The organism is Formosa sp. L2A11, from assembly GCF_009796865.1.
GTDB lineage: Bacteria > Bacteroidota > Bacteroidia > Flavobacteriales > Flavobacteriaceae > Formosa.
On record NZ_CP047028.1, the window covers coordinates 1,132,962 to 1,157,316 of the forward strand.

Annotated in this window: 20 protein-coding genes and 1 tRNA gene; 12 read left to right on the top strand and 9 right to left on the bottom strand. The window is 30.6% G+C overall.

Going from position 1 to position 24,355, the window contains the following annotated elements:
* Position 1: 1 nt before the first annotated feature.
* Genes GQR95_RS04975 through rpiB form a run of 3 tightly spaced genes read right to left on the bottom strand, consistent with a single transcriptional unit; the run spans position 2 to position 1,797 of the window.
* Positions 2-448 (bottom strand): GNAT family N-acetyltransferase, encoded by a 447-nt coding sequence (locus GQR95_RS04975; protein ID WP_159022113.1) that lies wholly within the window; start codon positions 446-448, stop codon positions 2-4.
* Between the two features lie 2 nt (positions 449-450).
* The gene (locus GQR95_RS04980) at positions 451-1,362 is read right to left on the bottom strand and encodes a cation diffusion facilitator family transporter (RefSeq protein ID WP_159022114.1); all 912 of its coding nucleotides are present in this window, start codon (positions 1,360-1,362) and stop codon (positions 451-453) included.
* Positions 1,363-1,797 carry a ribose 5-phosphate isomerase B gene (gene rpiB, locus GQR95_RS04985; RefSeq protein ID WP_159022115.1) on the bottom strand — a complete coding sequence of 145 codons (435 nt, stop codon included), beginning with the start codon at positions 1,795-1,797 and terminating at the stop codon, positions 1,363-1,365.
* Positions 1,798-2,524: 727 nt separating this feature from the next.
* Between rpiB and rnr the strand changes: the two genes are divergently transcribed.
* The 3 genes from rnr (at position 2,525) to GQR95_RS05000 (ending at position 6,307) form a co-directional block, all read left to right on the top strand.
* Positions 2,525-4,714 (top strand): ribonuclease R, encoded by a 2,190-nt coding sequence (rnr, locus tag GQR95_RS04990; RefSeq protein WP_159022116.1) that lies wholly within the window; start codon positions 2,525-2,527, stop codon positions 4,712-4,714.
* Between the two features lie 194 nt (positions 4,715-4,908).
* On the top strand, positions 4,909-5,583 hold the full coding sequence (locus GQR95_RS04995; protein ID WP_159022117.1) for a head GIN domain-containing protein: 675 nt from the start codon (positions 4,909-4,911) through the stop codon (positions 5,581-5,583).
* A gap of 43 nt (positions 5,584-5,626) precedes the next feature.
* Complete coding sequence (locus tag GQR95_RS05000; protein WP_159022118.1) at positions 5,627-6,307, top strand: LysE family translocator; 681 nt, start codon at positions 5,627-5,629, stop codon at positions 6,305-6,307.
* Between the two features lie 230 nt (positions 6,308-6,537).
* Here GQR95_RS05000 and GQR95_RS05005 read toward each other — a convergent pair.
* A tRNA-Cys gene (locus GQR95_RS05005) sits at positions 6,538-6,608 on the bottom strand.
* A 53-nt stretch (positions 6,609-6,661) separates the two neighbouring features.
* Entirely contained in the window at positions 6,662-7,024 is a 363-nt protein-coding gene (folB, locus tag GQR95_RS05010; protein WP_159022119.1) for a dihydroneopterin aldolase, read from the bottom strand.
* A 133-nt stretch (positions 7,025-7,157) separates the two neighbouring features.
* Here folB and GQR95_RS05015 point away from each other — a divergent pair, with 133 nt between their 5' ends.
* The 3 genes from GQR95_RS05015 (at position 7,158) to GQR95_RS05025 (ending at position 10,769) form a co-directional block, all read left to right on the top strand.
* On the top strand, positions 7,158-9,182 hold the full coding sequence (locus GQR95_RS05015; protein WP_159022120.1) for a glutamine--tRNA ligase/YqeY domain fusion protein: 2,025 nt from the start codon (positions 7,158-7,160) through the stop codon (positions 9,180-9,182).
* A 279-nt stretch (positions 9,183-9,461) separates the two neighbouring features.
* The gene (locus GQR95_RS05020) at positions 9,462-10,481 is read left to right on the top strand and encodes a lipoate--protein ligase (protein WP_159022121.1); all 1,020 of its coding nucleotides are present in this window, start codon (positions 9,462-9,464) and stop codon (positions 10,479-10,481) included.
* A 75-nt stretch (positions 10,482-10,556) separates the two neighbouring features.
* Complete coding sequence (locus GQR95_RS05025; RefSeq protein ID WP_159022122.1) at positions 10,557-10,769, top strand: hypothetical protein; 213 nt, start codon at positions 10,557-10,559, stop codon at positions 10,767-10,769.
* A gap of 121 nt (positions 10,770-10,890) precedes the next feature.
* On the opposite strand, the gene GQR95_RS05030 is transcribed toward GQR95_RS05025, so the two are convergent.
* From GQR95_RS05030 to GQR95_RS05040, 3 genes are read right to left on the bottom strand one after another with little or no spacing between them, the layout of a single operon-like run.
* Positions 10,891-11,643: a tetratricopeptide repeat protein gene (locus GQR95_RS05030; protein ID WP_233266006.1), complete on the bottom strand. Its 753-nt coding sequence runs from the start codon at positions 11,641-11,643 to the stop codon at positions 10,891-10,893.
* A gap of 11 nt (positions 11,644-11,654) precedes the next feature.
* Positions 11,655-11,933: a heavy metal-binding domain-containing protein gene (locus GQR95_RS05035; protein WP_370514548.1), complete on the bottom strand. Its 279-nt coding sequence runs from the start codon at positions 11,931-11,933 to the stop codon at positions 11,655-11,657.
* Positions 11,934-11,982: 49 nt separating this feature from the next.
* A complete protein-coding gene (locus tag GQR95_RS05040; protein ID WP_159022123.1) occupies positions 11,983-12,906 on the bottom strand; it encodes an SPFH domain-containing protein in 924 nt (307 codons plus the stop codon).
* 310 nt (positions 12,907-13,216) lie between these two features.
* On the opposite strand from GQR95_RS05040, the gene GQR95_RS05045 reads away from it, so the two are divergent.
* Positions 13,217-15,022 carry a T9SS type A sorting domain-containing protein gene (locus tag GQR95_RS05045; protein WP_159022124.1) on the top strand — a complete coding sequence of 602 codons (1,806 nt, stop codon included), beginning with the start codon at positions 13,217-13,219 and terminating at the stop codon, positions 15,020-15,022.
* A 98-nt stretch (positions 15,023-15,120) separates the two neighbouring features.
* Here GQR95_RS05045 and gltX read toward each other — a convergent pair whose 3' ends face one another.
* Positions 15,121-16,632 (bottom strand): glutamate--tRNA ligase, encoded by a 1,512-nt coding sequence (gene gltX / locus GQR95_RS05050; protein WP_159022125.1) that lies wholly within the window; start codon positions 16,630-16,632, stop codon positions 15,121-15,123.
* Positions 16,633-16,795: 163 nt separating this feature from the next.
* On the opposite strand from gltX, the gene GQR95_RS05055 reads away from it, so the two are divergent.
* From GQR95_RS05055 to GQR95_RS05075, 5 genes are all read left to right on the top strand, one after another.
* Positions 16,796-20,185 (top strand): DUF4175 family protein, encoded by a 3,390-nt coding sequence (locus tag GQR95_RS05055; RefSeq protein WP_159022126.1) that lies wholly within the window; start codon positions 16,796-16,798, stop codon positions 20,183-20,185.
* A gap of 2 nt (positions 20,186-20,187) precedes the next feature.
* Positions 20,188-20,598 carry an rRNA maturation RNase YbeY gene (gene ybeY / locus GQR95_RS05060; RefSeq protein WP_159022127.1) on the top strand — a complete coding sequence of 137 codons (411 nt, stop codon included), beginning with the start codon at positions 20,188-20,190 and terminating at the stop codon, positions 20,596-20,598.
* A gap of 65 nt (positions 20,599-20,663) precedes the next feature.
* Positions 20,664-22,535, top strand: a complete 1,872-nt coding sequence (gene mnmG, locus GQR95_RS05065; protein ID WP_159022128.1) for a tRNA uridine-5-carboxymethylaminomethyl(34) synthesis enzyme MnmG — start codon at positions 20,664-20,666, stop codon at positions 22,533-22,535.
* A gap of 112 nt (positions 22,536-22,647) precedes the next feature.
* Entirely contained in the window at positions 22,648-23,505 is an 858-nt protein-coding gene (locus tag GQR95_RS05070; protein WP_159022129.1) for a class I SAM-dependent methyltransferase, read from the top strand.
* A 230-nt stretch (positions 23,506-23,735) separates the two neighbouring features.
* A complete protein-coding gene (locus GQR95_RS05075) occupies positions 23,736-24,251 on the top strand; it encodes an OmpH family outer membrane protein (protein ID WP_159022130.1) in 516 nt (171 codons plus the stop codon).
* The last annotated feature ends 104 nt before the right edge of the window (positions 24,252-24,355 follow it).

Here is a 24,355-nt window from a genome sequence, read left to right on the forward strand (position 1 = left end):
TTTAAGGTTTTAAAAGCATACCAATATGCGGAATACCATCTTCTAAATACGGTTCGGAAACAACTTCGAAACCAAAAGAATTATAAAAAGATTCTAGATATTTTTGAGCAGATATTTTTATAATATGTTCGTTAAACTCGTCGTTTATAGCATGTATAGAAGCATTCATAATATCGTAACCATATTTATGTTTACGTTCTGTTTCTTTTACAATAACGCGGCCAATACTGGCATTTTCAAAATAATCTCCAGATCTAAAAATACGAGTATAAGCAACTAACTCATTCTTTTTAAAACCTAAAACATGTAGTGCTTTATTATCTTTTCCGTCTATATCTTGATATACACAGTTTTGTTCTACCACAAAAACTTCACTTCTTAACTGCAATAAAGCATATAATTCGTGAATATTAAGTTCGTTAAAATATTTTATTGTTACGCTTATCATGTTTAATCTTGGACTATAATTTCTTTAGGATCTTTTTTATTAAATTCAGGCTGAATGTTAACATGATTTATATTGAATTTATCATGTAAAACGGTTTCAATCTGAAATAAAATATCGTTAAATTGAGTTAATGTAATATTTTCTTTAAAATCTAAATGGGCTTCTAAATGTAATTCGTCATCATTTAAGTTCCAGATATGTACGTGATGTAATTTATTAACTATCGGAAATTTATTTACAGAACGTACCACATCTTTTACATTAATATGAGACGGTGTAAACAACATTAGCATTTTTGTAGCAGTTATTAACAATGCATAACCTACCCAAATTAAATATACGCCAATTAAAAAAGTTAACACACTATCTATCCAATACATTTGGAAAAATTTCATGAGTAAACCACCAATTAAAACAGCTACACTTGCTATCATATCTGTAAATAAATGCATATAAGCGCTACGCATATTTAAATTAGATTTAGAATCTTGTTTTAATAACACTACACTAAATCCATTTGCAATAATACCTAAAAGCGATAACCATATCACAAGATCTGATGCAATAACATGCGGATCTGAAAAACGTTTAACAGCTTCAATAATTAATAAAATAGCGATAACTATTAAGGTACACGAATTTATAAAAGCAGCTAAAATTTCTGCACGTTTAAATCCAAATGTTCTATTAATAGAAGCCTTTTGTTTAGACAGCCTATTAGCTATATAACTAATAATTAAAGAAATAACATCTGTAAAATTATGCAGAGCATCACTTAATAAGGATAAACTTCCAGAAACCAATCCACCTATTGCCTGACTTAGAGTAATAAGAATGTTTAATAAAATAGAAAAAATTAAATTTCTACCTTGTAAAGTATGGTGTTCGTGGTTATGGTCATACGAGGTAGACATTTAGCAACTTATTGGAATTTTATTTACTCTATTTTGGTGTCTTCCACCTTGAAAAGCAGTTTCTAAAAATGCATCTACCATTTCTATAGCTTGCTCTACTGCTGTATAACGTGCTGGAATACTTAAAATGTTAGCATCGTTATGTTCTCTTGCTAAAATAGCAATCTCTTTGGTCCAACATAAAGCAGAACGTACTGCTTGGTGTTTATTAGCTGTCATATTTGCACCATTTCCACTTCCGCAAATAATAATTCCAAAATCAACAGTCTTATTAGTAACGTCTTTAGCTACTGGATGTACAAAATCTGGATAATCTACGCTATCTGCAGCATCTGTTCCATAGTTGTTAACAACGTATCCCTTTGCTTCTAAATGCTTTAGGATTGCAAATTTATAATGTGTTCCTGCGTGATCGTTACCGATTGAAATTTTCATAATGTGTTTGGCTATTTTTTGTTAAATTGTAATGTAAATAAGGTTTAAATTTTAAGGTAGTAAATGTACGAAATGATGGTTAATAACCTACCTAAATGCCTAATAATTACATACCTTACAGTTCTTAAAATTTTAACAAAAACACGTTAAGTATACTATAGTTAAACGTTTAGATAACAATTGTTCATAAAAAGTGCTTAACTATTAATTAATTGTTAATATCTGTTCATTACTTTTTTAAACTTTTTCTTTTAAATCTCATATTTTTTTTCAACCAAAGATTATATAATACACTCCTAAAATTTAAGCCCTTTTCTTTAGAAAAGTTTTGAAACTAAAATCGACTCATATAAACAGGAAAATAAAATATTTTTATCAAACATTTTATGTAAATTACAGTTATAAACAATTGTTGATAACCTGACAAAAACAGTTATATATTAAGTGTTTAAATATATAATAACATGTTCACTTTGTATCAACAATGTGTAAACAAGATAAAATCAAAGTAAAACTCAAAAAAGTTATGCTACATATTAACAGACTATAATAAGCACTATTTATTTTTTTAAATTTTAAAAGAAAACTGATTATATATATATATATGTTTATAACTGTTTTTAAAGTCTATTTTTTTTAAATTTAAAAATGAATAGTTAAACTTCTTAATAAAGAAACATTGATTTAGTATTTAAAATGTAGCTTTGTTACAATACAAAAGTAGATTATGACAAGAAAGCGGAAAAAGAAAGCTTCAAAAGGGATTTCTAATCTCTCTCAAACGATTTTAAACATCCTAAGAAAGGAACGTAATAAAACCTTCAATTATAAACAAATAGCTGCAATTTTAAATGTTAACGATGCCAGCAGCAGAAATCAAATAATAAAAAAACTTCAATTATTACTCTCTCAAAAAGAGATAGAAGAAGTAGAACGCGGTAAATTTAAAGCCGTTGTTAATACCGAATACAGTACAGGAATTATAGATTTAACTTCTAAAGGTTCTGGTTATGTGATTTGTGACGAATTTGAAGACGATGTTTATATTGCTTCAAATAATATAAACAAAGCTTTAAATGGCGATGAGGTAGAACTTTATGTTTATAAACGCAAAAAAAATGGCAAGCTAGAAGGTGAAATTACTAACATAATAAAACGTGCTAAGACAGAGTATGTTGGTGTTATTCAGCTAAGTAAAAACTATGCATTTGTTGTGGTTGATGGTTACAAAATGTATAAAGACATTTTTGTGCCCATTAATAAAACAGGTGGTGCAGAAGACGGAGATAAAGTATTGGTTAGTTTAGAAGATTGGCCAGATAAAGCAGATTCTCCAAACGGTAAAGTCTTAAAAGTTTTAGGTAAACCAGGCGAGCATAATACAGAAATTCATGCCATTTTAGCCGATTACGGATTACCTTACGAATTTCCTACTGAGGTTGAGGAATTTGCAAATAATATAGATACAACTATAAACGAAGACGAAATTAAAAAACGTCGAGATATGCGTAAAGTATTAACCTTTACCATAGATCCAAAAGATGCAAAAGATTTTGATGATGCGTTATCTTTTGAAGTTTTAGAAAATGGAAATTACGAAATCGGAATTCACATTGCAGATGTGTCTCACTACGTACAAGAAGGTACTATTTTAGATGATGAAGCTTACGAGCGTGCAACATCTGTGTATTTAGTAGACCGCGTAGTACCAATGCTTCCAGAAATTTTATCTAACAATGCGTGTTCTTTACGTCCGCATGAAGAAAAATTTACATTTTCTGCAGTTTTCGAATTAAATAATAAAGCACAAGTTGTTAACCAATGGTTTGGTAGAACGGTAACTTACAGTGATGCACGTTTTGCATACGAAGAAGCCCAACACATTATTGAAACGAAATTAAATGCAATTCCTGAAGAAATTTCTATAACAGGAGGAGCCTATAATGTAGATCAGCCCATTGCAGATGCCGTTTTAAAATTAGACGAACTAGCAAAAATTATGCGTAACAAACGTATGGGAGCTGGTGCAATTTCTTTCGATAAGGTTGAAGTAAAATTCAATTTAGATGCAGAAAGTAATCCTATAGGTGTTTTCTTTAAAACTTCTGCAGATGCCAATAAATTAATTGAAGAATTTATGTTATTGGCTAACAAGAAAGTAGCCGAATTTATAGGAAAGAAAAAACCACAAAAAACATTTATTTATCGTGTTCATGACGAACCAGATTTAAGTAAATTACAAGCACTTCAAAATGTAGTATCTAAATTTGGATATAAATTAGATTTTAAAGATCGTAAATCTATTTCTACTTCATTAAACGGATTATTAACAGATGTTGTAGGTAAAAAAGAACAAAATTTAGTCGATACATTGGCCATTAGAACCATGAGTAAAGCGGAATATACCACGCATAATATTGGTCACTACGGTTTAGCTTTCGATTATTACAGTCATTTTACCTCACCAATTCGTCGTTATCCAGATGTTATGGCACATCGTTTGCTACAACTATATCTAGACGATGGAAAATCTGCCAGTGAAGTTATTTACGAAGAGAAATGTAAACATTCCAGCAGTATGGAATATTTAGCAACCAGAGCAGAACGAGATTCTATTAAATACATGCAAATTAGATTCATGCAAGATCATGAGCAAGAGGAGTTTGTAGGTGTAATTTCAGGAGTAACCGAATGGGGAATTTACGTAGAAATTATAGATAATAAATGCGAAGGTATGGTAAGAACACGCGATATTAAAGGCGATTATTACGAGTTTGATGAAAGCCAGTTTGCTATAATTGGTCGAGATACGAAAACAATGTACCAATTAGGAGACGAAGTTATTGTAAAGGTTAAAGAAACAGATTTAGTTAAAAAACACCTTGATTTTAATTTAGTAGGAAAATCAAATGCATAATAATTAAACGCTTTTATATTAATTATTTAAACCCTTTTAACGATTGTTAATAAGTGTTGTAAACGTAAAAATTACGAGTGTATCACACTGAAATTTTTTTCAGTAGCTCGTATATTTTTTAGTAGAAGTTATAAGATTAAAATTCAATTTTATAATTAGTTAATTTATTAAATAAAAATAATAATCCAATTAAAATGAAACAGTTAGTAGTAGTATTTATAGCATGTTTATCAATGGGATTACATGCGCAAAATAGCATAGAGAAAACAGTAGGAGACTTTAAAGAGGTTAAAGTTTACGATTTAATTCATCTAAATTTAATAAAATCTGATGTTAATAAAATCGAGATTACTGGTAATAATGCAGATAAAGTTGAAACCATAAATAAAAATGGAACTTTAAAAGTTAGAATGAGTTTTGACAATATTTTTAATGGCGAAAACACAAAAGTTAATTTGTATTACACTTCTATAGACGTTATAGATGTTAACGAAGGTGCTTTAGTAAAATCTGACGATGTTATTGAACAATTTGAAATTGAACTAAAAGCGCAAGAAGGTGGACAAATACATGTGCCTTTAAATGTATCTTTTGTAGTTGTAAAATCTATTACAGGTGGTGAAATTACAACTACTGGTACAGCTAAAAACGAGCAAATTAGTATATTAACTGGTGGTATTTATAACGGGCAATTATTAGATTCTGAAACATCTAAAGTTACAATCCACGCCGCTGGAGAAGCTCATGTAAAAACTTCTAAAACGTTAGACATTGTAATCCGTGCAGGAGGAGATGTTTATGTGTATGGAAAACCAGAAACTGTTAATGAAAATAAAGTATTAGGTGGAAGAATTCTAAGAGTAGACTAATTCCCTTAAGTTTTTACTAAATTTGCGACAGAGATCGCGAGCTATGTTAGAAGATGTTTTAAGAGCCATTCCCTTCGGGATATTGTTATCCTTTACAATAGGACCAGTTTTTTTTGTTTTGCTAGAAACTAGTGCTACAAAAGGTTTTAAATGCGCTCTTATATTTGATTTAGGAGTTATTATTGCAGACATGTTTTTTATTGTTGTTGCGTTTTACAGTACCAGTCGTATTTTAGATCACATAAAAGACGATCCTAATTTCTTTGTTTTCGGAGGTGTATTACTTGTTGTTTACGGGTTAATATCTTTTGTAAAGGCTCAAAAATCTTTCAGAACAATCTTAAGAGAGTATCATAGTGTAGTAGTTCAAAAAAATTATGGGAAGCTTTTTATGAAAGGTTTTCTATTAAATTTTATAAACGTAGGTGTGCTTTTAGGATGGTTAAGTTTTATAGTTATAGGAAACTCTATGACAGATAATGAATTTGGAGTTCATATTTTTTTAGCGACTATACTTACCGTTTATTTTATAGTAGATCTATTTAAAATGCTAGCGGCTAAATCGTTAAGAAATAAATTAACACCACGTATTATTTTTAAAACTAAAAAAATAGTATCTCTTGTTATTTTAGGTTTTGGAGTTTTACTTCTAGTTCAAGGTTTTTTTCCTAAAGAAAAAGAAATCTTAAAAGATAAATTCGAGCAAATAAATCCGTTACATTAAACATATAAAATCCAGAGTATTTTTATAAAATAGCTCTGGATTTATTTTTTTATACAGGCTTTAATTTAAAATTAGTTTCTTAATTTTTTAGGCATATTTACTACGTATTACTTTAGTTTCTACTGAATAACTGGCTTATAATCTAGTACTATAAGTAATTCTAATTGCATTTTATATGTGATTAAAATTTGGGCATAAAAAAACCTCCAAGAAAACTTGAAGGTTTGAAGAGGCGTCGAGCGGATTCGAACCGCTGTACAAGGTTTTGCAGACCTCTGCCTAGCCACTCGGCCACGACGCCGTAATTAACGGATTGCAAATGTATAAAAAATTACGATTGTAATCTATATACTTTTACTTTTTTCTTTTCTCCGTCATTTTTATAGTCACCATTTCTACATCTCCACCAATAGGTGGGTTTAGTTTACTAACACTAATTGTAGCTTTATCAACAGAAGTATTTTCGTTTAATATTCTAACTAATATGCGTTTAGCAACTGTTTCTAAAAGGTAAGAAGGTATTTTCATTTCCTCTCTTACTATTCTGTTTAAAAATACGTAATCTACGGTGTCTGCTAGGTTGTCTGATACTGCCGAGGCTTGTAAATTGGCTTTTATAACCAAATCTACGCGGTAATCACTACCTATTTTAGTTTCTTCGGTTAAACAACCGTGATTTGCGAAAATTCTTATATTTTCTACTTTTATAATGCCCATAAGCTTATAAATAAATGGTGTTTTGTGGATTAAAAATTTTTATAAAATTAATCATTATCTCATAGAATAATAGTAAGCAAGCGGATATTTCATTAATTTTACACTTTATTTTTAATAGGTATTCATATCATTTATGTCTGAAGAAACAAAATCACTCAATTTTATTGAACATATTATAGAAAACGATTTAAAAACTGAAATATCTCAAGATAAATTACGTTTTCGTTTTCCACCAGAACCTAATGGGTATTTACACATTGGGCACACTAAAGCTATAGGTATTAGTTTTGGTTTAGGTGAACGTTATAATGCGCCTGTAAACCTTCGTTTCGACGATACAAATCCAGCTAAAGAAGAGCAGGAATATGTAGACGCGATTAAAGAAGATGTTTCTTGGTTAGGTTACACATGGGATAAAGAAGTGTATTCTTCAGATTATTTTCAGCAGTTATTCGATTGGGCAGTTCAACTTATAAAAGATGGTAAAGCGTATGTAGATTCGCAATCGTCTGAGGCTATGGCCGAACAAAAAGGAACGCCTACACAACCCGGTGTAGATGGTCCGTTTAGAGATCGTACTGTAGAAGAAAACCTAGATTTATTCAACCGTATGAAAGCGGGAGAATTTAATGAAGGGGAACATATTTTACGTGCAAAAATAGATATGCAACATGTTAATATGTTAATGCGTGATCCTATTATTTACAGAATTTTAAAGAAATCGCATCACCGAACTGGAGATATTTGGTGTATTTATCCAATGTACGACTGGACGCATGGTGAGAGTGATTATTTAGAACACGTTTCGCATTCTTTATGTTCTTTAGAGTTTAAACCTCACAGAGAGCTTTACGATTGGTTTTTAGATCAATTGGTTACACCAGATCAAGTACGTCCAAAACAACGCGAATTTGCACGTTTAAACTTAAGCTATACTATTATGAGTAAGCGTAAGTTATTGCAATTGGTAGAAGATGGTGTTGTAAACGGTTGGGACGATCCGCGTATGCCAACTATTTCTGGTTTACGTCGTCGTGGTTATACACCAACTGCCATTAGAAAATTTGTAGAAACCGTTGGTGTTGCCAAACGTGAAAATATTATAGATGTTTCGCTTTTAGAATTCTGTATTCGTGAAGATTTAAACAAAACAGCAGCACGTGTTATGGCTGTTCTAGATCCTGTTAAATTAGTAATTACTAATTATCCAGAAGATAAAGAAGAATGGTTAGAAGCAGAAAATAACCAAGAAGATGAAAGTGCTGGATTTAGAAAAGTGCCTTTTTCTCGTGAATTATATATTGAAAGAGATGATTTTAAAGAAAGTGCAAATAGTAAATATTTCCGTTTAACTTTAGGAAAAGAAGTGCGTTTAAAAAACGGTTATATTATTAAAGGTGAAAGCGTTGTTAAAGATGAAAATGGTAATATTACCGAAATTCATGTAAGTTACGATCCTGATACATTAAGCGGAAGTGGTACAGAAGCGAGTTTACGTAAAGTAAAAGGAACCTTGCATTGGGTATCTATAAAACACGCTGTTAAAGCTGTGGTTAGAGAATACGACAGGTTATTTATGGACGAATCTCCAGATAGTCATGGCGATAAAAGTTTTATGGACTTTATAAATCCGGAGTCTTTAAGATTAATCACGGCTTATGTAGAACCAAGTTTAACAGAAGCTAATGTAGGCGACCGTTTTCAGTTTCAACGTTTAGGATATTTTAATGTCGATTACGATTCTACTTCAGATAAATTAATCTTTAATAAAACGGTTGGTTTACGTGATTCTTGGACAAAAGAAAAGCCAAAAACGGAGTCGAATCCTAATCAGAATCAGCCTAAATCTAATCAGCCACAACGTAAGGCAATCGATGTGATTCAGCAATTTGGTAAAAAATATACCAATTTACCAGATGCTAAACGTGAGAAAATTAAAGGTGATATTTTAGAATTAGCCGAAAAAGTCTCTTACGACGAATTAGAGCCTTTATTTGGTACAGCTGCTAAAAAAGTAGGTACACGTATCGCTGCGATGTTAACGTTACAAGTATTGCTTAAAAATGGCTTAGAACGTAACGATGCGGTTAACGAATTTATAGAAAAAGGATTAGCAGATGGTAACGCACTTTTAGTTGCAGAAGCATCAGAGATCTAATCAAAAACGAATATCCGTTTTAGTTCTTATTTATACGTCTTGCTGAACTCGTTTCAGCATCTCATTATTTAAGAGTTTGTCAATAAATTGAAAGTGTGACGAACATTTTATTAGTTATTACAATCAATTCATAAAATACATTATCATTTTAAAGCCTTGAAATTATTTTTATTTCAAGGCTTTTTTGTTTCAAAAAATTAAAAAATCAAAAGTAAGAATTGTAATCTATTACAGGGATTCTAAGTATTTTTGTAGTACAACTTTTTTAATTTTTACAGTATGGTTTTTATAGATAATGAAGGCGTCACAGATCCACGTTACAACTTAGCATTAGAAGAATATGCTTTGCGACATTTTAATGCAGATACAGATTATTTGTTGTTTTACATTAATGAACCTTCTATAATTATTGGTCGAAATCAAAATACATTAGAAGAAATTAATCAAGAATACATTACTAAAAAAGGTATTCATGTTGTACGTCGTATTAGTGGAGGAGGAGCTGTCTATCACGATTTAGGAAACTTAAATTTTAGTTTTATTACTAACCATGATAATAGCAGTATGCATAACTTTAAAAAGTTTACTGCACCCGTTATTGAAGTGTTGAAAAATTTTGGAGTAGAAGCAGAACTTATTGGTAGAAACGATATTCTTATTGATGGAAAAAAAGTTTCTGGAACAGCGCAATTTACAACTGGAAAACGCATGTTTAGTCATGGAACATTATTGTTAAGTACCGACTTAAATGAAGTTGCAAATGCGCTACAAGTAAAGATGAGTAAAATTCAATCTAAAGGGCATAAATCGGTTAGAAGTCGTGTTGCAAACATTAGTGATTTTTTAGAAGAATCGTTAACTATAGAAGCTTTTAGAAGTTTAATTTTAGAAGGCTTATATGCGAACGATAAAAATTTTAAAACCTATAAATTTACAGATGAAGATCGAGAAGGTATTGCTAAATTAAAAGCAGACAAGTATGACGATTGGAATTGGAATTACGGCCGTTCTCCTAAATTTAATATTCAGCGTACAAAACGTTTTCCTATAGGAGAAATTGATTTACGTATTTTTGTAGAAAAAGGACACATTACTGAGTTTACCGTATTTGGAGATTTCTTTGGAAAAAATTCGGTTGAGGAACTCTCAGCGATTTTAATTGGATTGCCTTACGAGGAAGTCGCTATAAAAAAAGCATTACAAAATATTGATTTAACTGAATATTTTGGAGCGATTGATAAAAATGAGTTCATTAATATGATTTATGGTAATGACAATATAGATTCTGTGGTTTCTTAATAGTTAAAAACATGCACTTATAGTTATGTAAGTATTCGCTTTTTTTGTATCTTTTGTAATCTATTTCAATGTATTATGAAAACACAAGAAGAATTACTTAAAGACATTTCTGAAATCGTTTGGAGCATAGAAGAAGATTATCCTGAAGTGTATAAATATCTGGATGAAAACCCTATTAAAATTCAAAACTTTGAACATCCTGATATTTCAACAGAAGAACTTGAAGAGTATTTACAAAGCTTACGCGATATTATAGAAAATTATAAAAAAGAAGAAAACTTAAAATAACAAGCCTTAGAATAATTTAACCTTTTCTACTAGACTTTAAAGATGTAGCAGAAAGTATTTTATATAAAAAGAGCCTTAACACACGTTAAGGCTCTTTTTATTATTTTTAATTATAATTAAATTATTTTTTTAAAAATTGATCTAGAGGTAATAAAATGTTTTTTGAATTACTCATTTCGGTAGAAAGTGTTTGAGCTTCAGTTATCATTTCAGGAGTTAAACCAGGCATTGCCGAAATATTATTCTTTGCTTGATTTTCGGGAGAATTATCCATTTTAATAGACATAATAAGCAGTGCAATACTTGCAACTTTATTTACTTTTACACCGTCTCCGCGCATATATAACATTCCTAGATTACCTATAGCTAATCCATCTCCTTGTACAGCAGCTTTTCTATACCATTGGTTAGCTTTTTTAAAATCTACAGTTGTTCCAAGTCCATTTTCATAACTCACACCAAGATTAAATTGAGCAGCAGAATTTCCTTGTTCTGCAGATTGGCTATACCAGTAAAATGATTGCTTTAAATCTTTATCTATCCCAAGTCCTTGTTCGTACATAAGTGCAACATTATATTGCGCAAAGTCATGTCCGTTTTTTGCAGATGCTAAAAAGTCTTTAAACGCTAATGGCATATTGTTTGCCTCTATAGCTTTAAGTCCAGATTCGAAATAAAAGGTAGCATCTCCTTCATTTTGTTCAGGTGCATTGTCTTCTGTTTTAGATATTTCTGGAGTACTATCTTCTGTCTTAATACTTTCAGAAGTATTCGCTTTTATTTGAGAAGAGTTAGCCGCATTATCTTTACATGATATTGCTGTAAAAAAAACTGCAATAGTAAGGGTTAGAATTGTAAATTTTATGTTCTTCAATGTTTTAATTTTTAAAATTTTACAGCGGTTCCAGATGCAGTAACCATAAGCATTCCTCCATTAGAATCAACCGTTTCATAATCTAAATATACGGCAACAATACCATGCGCTGGACGTTCTTCTGAACGTTCTTTCATTTCTTTTAAAGCACTATCTTTTGCTTCTCTTAAAACAGATTCGTAAGAACTTGCACGGCCACCAACTATATCGCGAATTCTTGCAAAAAAATATTTTATAAAATTGGCACCAATAATGGTTTCTCCAGTAACGATACCTAAATATTCAGTAATTTTTTAGTTTCTAGAGTAGGCGTGGTTGTAACTATCATGTATTTTTAAATTATTCTATTTCTTTAGGTTTGTTTTTTGCTTCTTTCATAGCTTCTCCAATTTGGTTACTTGCTACAAAACTTGCAACCATATCGTTTAACATATTACTTCCTGCTTGTGGCGAGTTTGGTAATAATATTAAGTTACTATTTGTTTCTTCACCTAAAGATTGTAATGTATCGTAATGTTGGGTTACAACTATTAATGCCGATGCTTCTTGAGAATTAATTCCAACACGATTTAAAACCTCTACAGATTCTTCTAAACCGCGTGCAATTTCACGACGTTGATCTGCAATACCTTGACCTTGTAAACGTTTACTTTCTGCTTCAGCTTTTGCTTTTTCAACAATTAAAATACGTTGTGCATCTCCTTCAAACTGCGCTGCAATTTTTTCACGTTCAGAAGCATTAATACGGTTCATCGCTGCTTTAACTTGCGCATCTGGATCTATATCTGTTACTAAAGTTTTTATTATATCGTAACCATAATCAGACATGGCATCGTTAAGTTCCATTTTTACTGCAATTGCAATATCATCTTTTTTAACAAAAACGTCATCTAATTTCATTTTTGGTACTTCTGCACGAACTACATCAAATACATAAGATGTAATTTGATCGTGTGCATAATCTAATTTGTAAAATGCATCGTACACTTTTTCTTGGATCACTTTAAATTGTACAGATATTTTTAAACGTACAAATACATCATCCAATGTTTTTGTTTCTACAATAACATCTAATTGCTGAATTTTTAAACTCATTCGACCCGAAATACGGTCTATAAATGGAATCTTCATTTGTAAGCCTGAATGGCGAATACTATTAAATTTTCCAAAACGTTCTATAATTGCTGCAGTTTGTTGTTTCACTGTAAAAAAGGACAGGAACAGAACCACTAGAATTACGAATATAAAAGGGATAAATAACATGTGTATAGTTTTATTTTAAAGGTTAGTAAATATTTATACTAAAATTAGTCTATTATTTTCGATTGGTTAAACAAATACGATTCAAAACTTAATTTAGCTTTCTTATATGTCTGTGAATTATATTAAAATGTTACACTATTAATTAGAAATTATCTTTTTATATAATATAAAATGCATATTTCTTAGATGAAATGCTTTTATAGTGTTCATTCATCCTGTAAATTTTCAATTCATCGTTTTCAATCGTACTATCAGAAGGTTTAGGTACTAAAAGAATATATTTGGTTCGCTATTAGTCAAATCTACACCTATGATTCACAGATTATTACCTATTTTGGGTATCGTAATTTGTTTTGTTCAAATTACCTACTCACAAAGCCCAAAAGAAATAGTTGCTTCTAATTGGTTGAATTCTCAATTCTCTACGTCAAGAACTTTAAATACTCTTAAATATAAAAAACAGTTTAATCAAGCTGGAGATTCTGGCGAGACTTTTAGATATGGTCAATTTGTAAACGATGTTCCTGTTTTAAATGCTACTGTTGCAGTTCATGTCTCTCCTAATAGTGAAGTGACTTATAATTCTGGAGATTTTGATATTTCTATTTCCTCTATAAATACGACTCCAAAAATTACTGCAGACCAAGCGGTCTATTTAGCTGCTAAATCTTTAGGTATTGAAGGGACTATTACTCAAAAAGAATCTAAACTTTATGTTTATAACAATAACGGAGAAACAGAATTAGTATATCGCGTAACTACAAATTCTAAAACGTTAGATGGGTTTTGGGAAACCTTAATTAATGCTAATACTTCTGAAATAATAAGTAATACAGATATTGCAAATTATTATCATGATCATGGACATGAAAAATTATCTGAACGTACAGCAGTAACTACAGAAGCTACAGGAAAGATTTTTAATCCAGATCCTTTATCTACTTCTGGTCAAGTTTATGGCGGTTATTATAAAGACAATAGCGATAGTACAAATACATATTTAAATAGTGCCAGAACAAATGTATCTTTTAAAATTGCTAACAGTACAGATGGTGTTTATAAGTTAAAAGGAGATTATTTAGAAATTAAAGATATTCAGGATCCAGAAACTGGATTATTCGAACAAGATTCTCCAGATTTCGATTTTACAAGAGATCAGCCTGGTTTTGAAGCTGTAAATGCTTATTATCATATAGATAAAAACATGCGCTACATTAATGAAACCTTGGGCATTGAATTAAAATCTATGTATAACGACGGTATTATTTATTACGATCCGCATGCGTTTAATGGCGCAGATAATTCTTCTTATGGTGGTGGTATTTTAAAGTTTGGAACAGGTGGCGTAGATGATGCTGAAGATGCCGATGTTATTGTACATGAATTAGGACATGGTATTCACGAATGGTTAATACAATCTAGTATTTCTCAAGAGGAAGGTTTAAGCGAAGGATTTGGCGATTATTGGGCACAATCTTATAGCCGAGGATTAAAAAGTTCTAACAGTGCTAGATCTAGTACAACATATAATAATTTATTTAAATGGGACGGACATAATGAATTTTGGAGTGGTCGTGTTACAGATTATGATGTACATTATCCAGAAGGATTAGTTAATCAAATTCATACCGACGGACAAATTTTTGCTTCGACATTAATGGAAGTTTGGGAGTATTTAGGCAAACAAACTACAGATAAAATTGTGTTAGAAGGTATAGCCATGACAAGTTCTAAAACTAACCAAGCAGAAGCCATTGCAGCTATTCGTCAGGCAGCTGTAGATATGAATCTTGATTGTGATGATATTGAATATATTACCACAATTTTTAACGATAGAGGTTATGGTGTAGAAACTTACCAATGTTCTAGATTAAGTGTTGCAGATACAGTAATTTCTGAAATTAAAATTTATCCTAATCCTGCTACAAATGGTATTAATTTTAAGAATATTACTAGTGACCATCAGATTGTTATTTTTAATATGATGGGGCAAAAAGTATTAACGCATACTATTAGTCAAGCTAATAATTCTGTAAATGTTTCAAACCTTTCTAAAGGTATGTATATGGTTTACTTTAAAGATTATGCTACTAATTTTAAGTTTATTAAGCAGTAAGACATAAAACTATAAGACATAAAAAAAGCGCGTTATTAACGCGCTTTTTTTATGTCTTATAAATACTTTAAAAGAGGTATTTTGAAGTATTCTTATTTTTAAATTCCTGTTGCTAGATTTTCTATACGATCTATAGATTCTTGTTTTCCAATCATAAACATAATTTCAAAAACATCTGGACCTTGTAAAGCTCCAACTAAAGCTAATCTTAAAGGCATCATTACTTTTCCAAATCCTATTTCTTTAGATGTAATCCATGCTTTTATTGTGTTTTGAAGCGCTTCTGTAGTGAAATCTTCTACAGTATTAATAACGGTTACTAATTCGCTTAAAAGCGCTCTAGTGTCGTCTTTAACTGCTTTTTTATAGGCTTTAGGATCGTATTCTTTAGGCGAATGAAAAAAGAAATGACTTAAATCCCATAAATCTGAAATAAACGTAGCACGTTCTTTAATTAAATTTACACACATTGCAACGTAATTTACATCGATGTCTTTTAATTCTTCACGTTCTGCTTTAAAAGCTTCTGCAAGTTCGTCGTTATTTTGTTCTTGCATATAATGGTGATTAAACCATTTAATTTTATCTGGATCGAAACGTGCACCAGCTTTATTTACACGTTTCATATCGAAAGCGTCTACTAATTCTTCTAAATTAAATAGCTCTTGTTCTGTTCCTGGGTTCCATCCTAAAAAGGCTAAGAAATTAATAACCGCTTCAGAAAAATAACCATCTTCTTTATATCCACGTGAAACATCGTTTGTTTTTGGGTCTATCCATTCTAAAGGAAACACAGGGAATCCTAATTTATCTCCATCACGTTTACTTAATTTTCCTTTACCTGTAGGTTTTAAAATTAAAGGTAAATGGGCAAATTCTGGAGCGTCCCATCCAAAAGCTTTGTATAATTGATAGTGTAGGGCAAGAGATGGTAACCATTCTTCACCACGAATTACATGTGTAATTTCCATTAAATGGTCGTCTACAATATTCGCCAAGTGGTAGGTTGGCATCCCATCGCTTTTAAATAAAACCTTATCATCTAAAATATTCGTTTCAATTTTAATATTACCACGAACCATATCTTTTAAATGTAATGTTTCATCTTGTGGCGATTTAAAACGAATTACATAATCTTCTCCAGCTTCTAATTTTTCTTTTACTTCTTCAGGAGTAAGCGATAATGAGTTATTTAAATTTAAACGGTTGTGCCAGTTATAAATAAAAGTCTTTCCGTCTTGTTCGTGCTCTTTTCTTTGTGCATCTAAACCCTCTGCCGTATCGAAAGCATAATATGCATTGTTAGTAGCTATTAAGTCTTCAGCGTAAGTTTTGTATAATGCTTTACGTTCACTTTGTCTGTAAGGACCAAATTTTTCATTTTTTCCTGGACCTTCATCGTAAGGAATATTACACCAGTTTAAGGCATCTATTATATATTTCTCGGCACCTTCTACATATCTGTTTTGATCTGTATCTTCAATACGTACAACAAAAGTTCCGTTATGTTTTTTAGCAAATAAATAGTTGAATAAAGCAGTACGAACACCACCTATGTGAAGCGGTCCTGTTGGGCTTGGTGCAAAACGCACACGAACATTTTTAGTCATGTTTTTTTATTTAAGAGTGCAAAGATACTGTGATATGTGTAAAGATGAAAGCTTTAACAAAAGAGATAATTATTTTTAAAATTTCATTTTAACAGAATGTTACATTTTAAGGCTATTACAGCTAAAATTATTATTGTAATTTAGTGGGTTAAATACTTGTTGATTGGATAATTTTAAAATTATAGTAGAAAAATTAGAAGCCTTTATAAGACGTTATTATACTAACGAACTTATTAAGGGTACTATTTTATTTTTTTCTATAGGTCTGTTGTATTTTTTACTCACCCTTTTGGTAGAACATTTTTTGTGGTTAAGCCAAAGTGCTAGAGCTGTTTTATTTTGGCTTTTTATTTTGGTTGAAGTTTTACTTTTTGTGAAGTTTATTATACTTCCGATTACAAAATTATTTAAACTTCAAAAAGGAATTAATTACGAAGAAGCTTCCAAGCTTATCGGAAATCATTTTCCAGAAGTAAATGATAAATTATTAAACGTTTTACAACTTCATGAAGATACTTCTAAATCAGAATTATTATTAGCAAGTATCAATCAAAAAGCATCAGAGTTAAGCCCTGTGCCTTTTAAACTTGCAGTTAATTTTAATCAGAATATTAAATATCTTAAATATGCCATTATTCCTGTATTACTTATATTAATATTTGTAATTATTGGTAAAATTAACTGGTTTACAGATAGTTATAAACGTGTTGTAGATTATAAAACGGCTTACGAGCCGCCTGCACCGTTTCAATTTTTTGTTGTTAATGAAAATCTTAATGGTATAGAAAATAAGGATTTTACTTTACTTATTAATACTGCCGGACGTGTTATTCCTGAGCAAGCCGAGATTGTTTTTAATAATGAAACTTATATTTTAAAAGATAAAGGTTCTGGTGCTTTCGAATATGTTTTCAATACTTTAAAAAAGAACATTACGTTTCAGCTTCAAGCAAATGGTGTACGTTCTAAACCGTACAAAATATTTATTGTTGCTGTCCCAACTTTATTAGGCTTCGATATGTTTTTAGAGTATCCAGCCTATACAAAGAAGAAAAACGAAATCTTAAAAAGTTCTGGTAATGCAATTGTTCCACAGGGGACAAAAGTGACTTGGAAACTTAAAACCAAGTCTACAAATCAGGTTCAGTTATTTTCTTTAGATACTATTAATTTTGAAAAACTAAACGATAATTTTGTAGCATCTAAACAAGTTGTTTCTAATTTTAATTATAGTTTAAGTACGAGTAATAATAATCTTCAGAATTATGAAAATTTAAGTTTTGCTATAGATGTTATAAAAGATCAATTTCCAGAATTAAAAGTACAGATGGTTCGTGATACTGTAGATTTAAAAACCATGTATTTTAATGGACAGTTAAGTGACGATTATGGTCTTAAAAAATTAAATCTAGTCTATTTTGAAACGGATAAAGCAAGTGAGTTAAATACCATTTCTATACCTATTTCAAAATCTAATGTGGATCAATTTATTACTGCTTTTCCAAATCAACTAAAATTAAAAGAAGGCGTTTCTTATAGTTTATATTTTGAGGTTTTTGATAACGATCAATTTCATAATTATAAACGTACAAAAAGTGAAGTGTTTTCTTATCGCGAAAAAACGTTAATTGAAACAAAAAATAGTCAGCTTGAACAACAAAAAAGTTCTATTCAGGATTTAAATAATACATTAAAAAAGTTTGACGAGAATCAAAAAAATATAGATAATATTTCAAAAACTCAGAAGACAAAAAAGAGCTTAAATTTTAATGATAAAAAACAAATTCAACAGGTTCTTAAACGTCAAGAACAACAAGAAAAGATGATGAAAAACTTCAATAAATCTTTTCAAGAAAACTTAGATGAATTTGATAAAGAGAATAAAGAAGATCCTTTAAAAGATGAACTCAAAAAACGTTTAAAAGAAAACGAAGAACAATTAAAACAGGACGAACGTTTATTAGACGAATTAGAAAAGTTACAAGATAAAATTAGTGAAGAAGAACTCTCTACTAAGTTTAAATATTTAAGTAATCAAAACAAAAAACAGAAACGTAGTTTAGAACAATTAGTAGAACTTACTAAACGTTTTTATGTTGCAAAAAAAATGGAAAAGGTGCAACAAGATTTAGAAACTTTAGGGGATGAACAAATAAAACAATCTGAAAAATCTAAGGATGAAAACACTTCTAAGAATCAAGATGAGTTAAACTCTAAATTCGAAGATTTAAAAAAACAATTAGATGCTTTAGCTAAGGAAAATACAGACCTTAAAAAGCCTATGGATTTTCTAAGAGATGATAAAACGGAATCTGAAATTGACGAACTTCAAAAAGAAGCATCAGAAGATTTAAAAGAAAGTGAGTCTGACGAGAATAATTCTCCTGAAAATTCTGAGCAAAATGCTAAGAAAAAACAAAAGCAATCTGGTCAGAAAATGAAACAAATGAGCGCTTCCATGCAAAAATCTATGCAAATGGATAGTGGCGAACAGATGGAGGAAGATGCGCAAATGCTTCGTCAGATTTTAGATAATCTTTTAATTTTTTCTTTCGATGAAGAAGCCTTAATGAAGGAGTTTAAAAGTATAGATGCTAATCATAATAACTACGCTAAGAAATTAAGAAGACAACATGTTTTACGTGAGTATTTTGAACATGTAGACGATAGTTTATTTTCACTTTCTCTTCGTCAGCCTATGTTGTCTGAGCAAGTAAATAATGAAATATCAGAATTGTATTATTATCTAGATACTTCACTAGAGGAGTTTTCTGAAAACTTAATTTTTCAAGGCGTATCTTCTCAGCAACATGTGTTTTCTTCTGCTAATGTTTTGGCAGATTTATTAAGTAATATACTTGATAATATGGAAGACCAAATGAATTCTTCTTCATCTTCTGGACAAGGAAGTAAGAGTAAACAATCCGGTAAAAGTGAAGATCAACTTCAAGATATTATTATGAGTCAGGATCAACTCAATAAACAAATGCAACAACAAATGCAGAGTGAAGGTTCTAAAAAAGGTGATGGAAAAGAGCAGGAAGGTGAGCCTGGTGAACGTGGCGAATCTGGATCTAATGGAGAGGAACAAAATGGTGAACAAGGAGGAACAGATAAACAGGGTGATGGTAATGGTGCTAAGCAAGAGGAAATGAGTGGAGAATTGTTTGGTATTTATCAGCGTCAGCAAGAACTCAGAAATCAATTAGAAGAACGTTTGGCTAAAGAAGGATTAACTCCTGATGGTAGACGCTTATTACGACAGATGGAAGATGTAGAAATGGATTTATTAAATGATGGTTTTACAGAAAAGACCCTTGAAAAAATGCTGAATTTTGAACATCAATTATTAAAATTACAAGAGGCTACTTTTCAACAAGAACAAGAAAATAAGCGTGAATCTAAAACTAATTTTGATTCGTTTACTAACACCACTTTAGATAAATTACCACAGGCAAAACAATATTTTAATACTACTGAGATATTAAACAGACAAGTCCTACCTTTGCAGCAGAGTTTTAAAAATAAAGTGCAACTGTATTTTAATAAATAACCATGATATATTTTAATTATGAAACCGATTTCGAATTGGTTAATGAAGATTTGTTAGCAACTTGGATTAACAAGACTATAGAAGAAGAAGGGTGTAAAGAAGGAGAAATTAACTATATCTTTTGTGACGATGAATACCTTCATAAACTTAATGTAGAGTTTTTGGATCACGACACTTTAACAGATGTTATTAGTTTTGATTACTGCGTTGGTAAGGAAATTCATGGAGATATTTATATATCTGTAGAGCGTGTTAAGGATAATGCTTTAGATTTTAAAACACAGTTTGAAGACGAAATTCACCGTGTTATTGTACATGGCGTTTTGCACTATTGTGGTTATAAAGATAAGACAGACGACGCTGCAAAATTAATGCGTATTAAGGAAGAACATTATCTTTCTAAACTTAAATAATCTACACTTTACTTCAATTGTTCCACGTGGAACAATTGAAAATTATAATATTAAATTTAATAAAAATGTTCGATAAAGTTTACGATGTAATTGTTGTTGGAGCAGGACATGCGGGTAGTGAAGCTGCTGCATCTGCTGCAAATATGGGAAGTAGTACATTGTTAATTACAATGAATTTGCAAAACATTGCACAAATGTCTTGTAACCCTGCGATGGGTGGAATTGCTAAAGGTCAAATTGTAAGAGAGATTGATGCACTTGGTGGTTACAGCGGAATAGTAAGTGATACTTCTGCTATACAATTTAAGATGCTTAATAAGTCTAAAGGACCTGCAATGTGGAGTCCAAGAGTACAAAGTGATCGTATGCGTTTTGCAGAAGATTGGAGAATGATGCTTGAGGGGACGCCTAATTTAGACTTCTATCAGGACATGGTTTCTGGGTTAATTATAGAAGATAATAAAGTTGCTGGTGTAATTACATCTTTAGGAATTAAAGTAAAATGTAAGTCTGTTGTATTAACAAATGGTACGTTTTTAAATGGCTTAATTCATATTGGAGATAAGAATTTTGGTGGAGGTAGAGCAGGTGAAAGAGCTGCTACAGGAATTACAGAACAGTTGGTAGATTTAGGTTTTCAATCTGGTAGAATGAAGACCGGAACTCCGCCTCGAGTAGATGGACGTTCTTTAGATTATTCTAAAATGATTGAGCAACCTGGAGATGTTTCTCCTGAAAAATTTTCATATTCTAATGTAACAAAACCATTAACAAATCAGCGTTCTTGCCACATGACTTATACTAGTCTTTTGGTTCATGATTTGTTGCGTGAAGGTTTTGATCGTTCACCAATGTTTAATGGTAGAATTAAAAGTTTAGGACCTAGATATTGTCCGTCTATAGAAGATAAAATTAATCGTTTTGCAGATAAAGATCGTCATCAATTATTTATAGAGCCTGAAGGTTGGAATACTTGCGAAGTGTATGTAAATGGTTTTTCTACTTCACTTCCGGAAGATGTTCAATTTAAAGCATTACGTTCTGTAGTTGGATTTGAAAAAGTAAAATTCTTTAGACCAGGTTACGCTATCGAGTATGATTATTTTCCGCCAACACAATTAAAACACACCTTAGAAACTAAGTTGGTTGAAGGTTTATATTTTGCTGGTCAGATTAACGGAACAACAGGATATGAAGAAGCAGCTTCTCAAGGTTTAATGGCTGGTATAAATGCAGCGCTAAAAGTACAAGAACGCGACGAGTTTGTTCTTAAAAGAAACGAAGCTTACATTGGTGTTTTAATAGACGATTTAATTACTAAAGGAACAGAAGAGCCTTATAGAATGTTTACGTCTCGTGCAGAATATAGAACGTTGCTTAGACAGGATAATGCAGATTTTAGATTAACTCCAAAAGGTTTTGAATTGGGATTAGCTTCAGAAAAACGTTTAAGACGTATGGAAGATAAGCATGAGAAATCTGAAAAATTTGTTCAATTCTTTAAAGACTTAAGTGTGAAACCAGAGGTAATAAATCCAATTTTAGAAAGTAAAGAGTCTGCAGTTGTAAATCAATCTGGAAAATTATTTAAAGTATTTGCGCGACCAAATATTGAAATGAATGATGTGCGTAAGATTCCTGAAATAGATCAATATATTAAAGAGCATGATTTAGATCGTGAAATTATAGAGCAAACAGAAATTCAAGTTAAGTACGCTGGTTATATTCAAAAGGAAAAAAACAACGCCGATAAATTAACGCGATTAGAAGATATTAAAATTCCTGCTAATTACGATTACTCTCAGATTAAATCTATGAGTTTTGAAGCACGTGAAAAACTGAAAAAAATTCAGCCTACAAGTATTTCTCAAGCATCAAGAATTAGTGGTGTTTCTCCTAACGATATTTCTGTTTTATTAGTTTATATGGGACGATAATTTATTTGTTCCACGTGGAACAAATAAAGATTTTAATCATAAATAACAATAAATAAATAAGTATAACTTGAAATTTTAGAAGTATTTCTTTAGTGCTTCTGTATTATAAGTCATGAATAAAATAGTAAACAACGTGTATTTAAAATGTAAAGATTATTCTGTTTCTGGAGAATATTTTGAATTGATTCATGATGCAGATCTTGATATTTTAGTAACAACGCCACAACCAAAAGAAGATAAACTTGGAGCGTATTATAAAAGCGAAGATTATATTTCGCATACAGATGCTCAAAGAAATTTGTTTGAAAAAGCATATCATGCGGTAAAGCGTATTGCGTTAAAACGAAAATTAAATCTTATTAATGGTTTTAAAACAGAAAATAAAACGCTTTTAGATGTTGGGTGTGGAACAGGAGATTTTCTTCAAATTGCAAAAAATAACGGCTGGAATGTTTATGGTATAGAACCAGATGCAGATGCTCGAAAATTAGCAATTAATAAAGTAGGGGAGGATGTTCATGATGTATCTAAAACAGATGTGCTTAAAAATAATAGTTTTGATGTGATTTCGCTTTGGCATGTTTTAGAGCATTTACCAAATTTAGAAACTCACATTGCTAATTATAAAAGACTTTTAAAACCTAATGGTGTTTTAGTTATTGCGGTTCCTAATTTTAAAAGTTACGATGCTGGTTATTATAATTCGTTTTGGGCAGCTTTTGATGTGCCAAGACATCTTTGGCATTTTAGCCAGACAGGAATTTCTAGACTATTAAGTAAACAAGAATTTAAAGTTGTAAAAACATTGCCTATGATTTTTGATGCGTTTTATGTGAGTTTGCTTTCAGAAAAATATAAAAACGGAAAGATGAACTTTTTAAAAGCTACTAAAATAGGATTACAGTCTAATATGAAGGCAAAACGTTCGGGCGAGTATTCTTCGCTTATTTATGTGGTTAAAAATAATTAAATAATCGATTTAAGACGATTTAAGCGTGTTTTAGGTAGTATAAGCTAAAAGTATATCTCTTATTTTTATTATTTCCTTATATCTTTTTAAAATAAGTCAATTTAAATAAATAAAATCTATTCATAAATATTTAATAATAAAAATATCTGATAGTTTGTTAATAGCGTATTATTAGGTTAATAATCGCTCTAACTTTTATATTTTTGTTTTAGAAATAAATTTTAAATAAAATGAAAAAAATATCTTTATTAGTAATTACATTAATTACTATGGCTTCTTGTCAGCAAACAACAAAAAAAATTGCATTTGTAGACAATTCTAAATTGATCAATGAATATCAAGAAAAAATTGATGTAGAAGCAAAATATAAAACAATGATTGAGGCGTCTAATAAAAACACAGACAGTTTAGCCAAAGCATTTCAAGCAGAATATCAAGAGTTCCAAACGCAAGCAGCGAAAATGCCTCAAGATAAAGCACAAGCACGTTACCAACAATTAGGGCAAAAACAACAAATGTTGCAACAACAAATTCAACAAGGTGAGCAACAAATTACTGCGCAAAGCCAAAAAGAAATAGATTCATTAATTTCTAAAGTAAGAAAATTTGTAAAGGATTATGGTAAAACAAATGCTTACGATTATATTTTAGGTAGTAATGATGCTGGTAGTGTTATGTATGGTAAAGATACAGACGATTTAACAGAAACACTTATTAAAGAATTAAACGCTTCTTATAAGAAATAGTTTAAATAAATTTTTATTTATTAAAAGTCAAACATGGTAAACGTGTTTGGCTTTTTTTATGTCTAACAGTTGGTCTGTTTTTCTATAATTATAGTTAACCAAAT

Bases quoted from the DNA above. Each gene is read 5' to 3' on its own strand.
- GQR95_RS04975 (WP_159022113.1), bottom strand. From the start codon at position 448: ATGATAAGCGTAACAATAAAATATTTTAACGAACTTAATATTCACGAA.
- GQR95_RS04980 (WP_159022114.1), bottom strand. From the start codon at position 1,362: ATGTCTACCTCGTATGACCATAACCACGAACACCATACTTTACAAGGT.
- rpiB (WP_159022115.1), bottom strand. From the start codon at position 1,797: ATGAAAATTTCAATCGGTAACGATCACGCAGGAACACATTATAAATTT.
- rnr (WP_159022116.1), top strand. From the start codon at position 2,525: ATGACAAGAAAGCGGAAAAAGAAAGCTTCAAAAGGGATTTCTAATCTC.
- GQR95_RS04995 (WP_159022117.1), top strand. From the start codon at position 4,909: ATGAAACAGTTAGTAGTAGTATTTATAGCATGTTTATCAATGGGATTA.
- GQR95_RS05000 (WP_159022118.1), top strand. From the start codon at position 5,627: ATGTTAGAAGATGTTTTAAGAGCCATTCCCTTCGGGATATTGTTATCC.
- folB (WP_159022119.1), bottom strand. From the start codon at position 7,024: ATGGGCATTATAAAAGTAGAAAATATAAGAATTTTCGCAAATCACGGT.
- GQR95_RS05015 (WP_159022120.1), top strand. From the start codon at position 7,158: ATGTCTGAAGAAACAAAATCACTCAATTTTATTGAACATATTATAGAA.
- GQR95_RS05020 (WP_159022121.1), top strand. From the start codon at position 9,462: ATGGTTTTTATAGATAATGAAGGCGTCACAGATCCACGTTACAACTTA.
- GQR95_RS05025 (WP_159022122.1), top strand. From the start codon at position 10,557: ATGAAAACACAAGAAGAATTACTTAAAGACATTTCTGAAATCGTTTGG.
- GQR95_RS05040 (WP_159022123.1), bottom strand. From the start codon at position 12,906: ATGTTATTTATCCCTTTTATATTCGTAATTCTAGTGGTTCTGTTCCTG.
- GQR95_RS05045 (WP_159022124.1), top strand. From the start codon at position 13,217: ATGATTCACAGATTATTACCTATTTTGGGTATCGTAATTTGTTTTGTT.
- gltX (WP_159022125.1), bottom strand. From the start codon at position 16,632: ATGACTAAAAATGTTCGTGTGCGTTTTGCACCAAGCCCAACAGGACCG.
- ybeY (WP_159022127.1), top strand. From the start codon at position 20,188: ATGATATATTTTAATTATGAAACCGATTTCGAATTGGTTAATGAAGAT.
- mnmG (WP_159022128.1), top strand. From the start codon at position 20,664: ATGTTCGATAAAGTTTACGATGTAATTGTTGTTGGAGCAGGACATGCG.
- GQR95_RS05070 (WP_159022129.1), top strand. From the start codon at position 22,648: ATGAATAAAATAGTAAACAACGTGTATTTAAAATGTAAAGATTATTCT.
- GQR95_RS05075 (WP_159022130.1), top strand. From the start codon at position 23,736: ATGAAAAAAATATCTTTATTAGTAATTACATTAATTACTATGGCTTCT.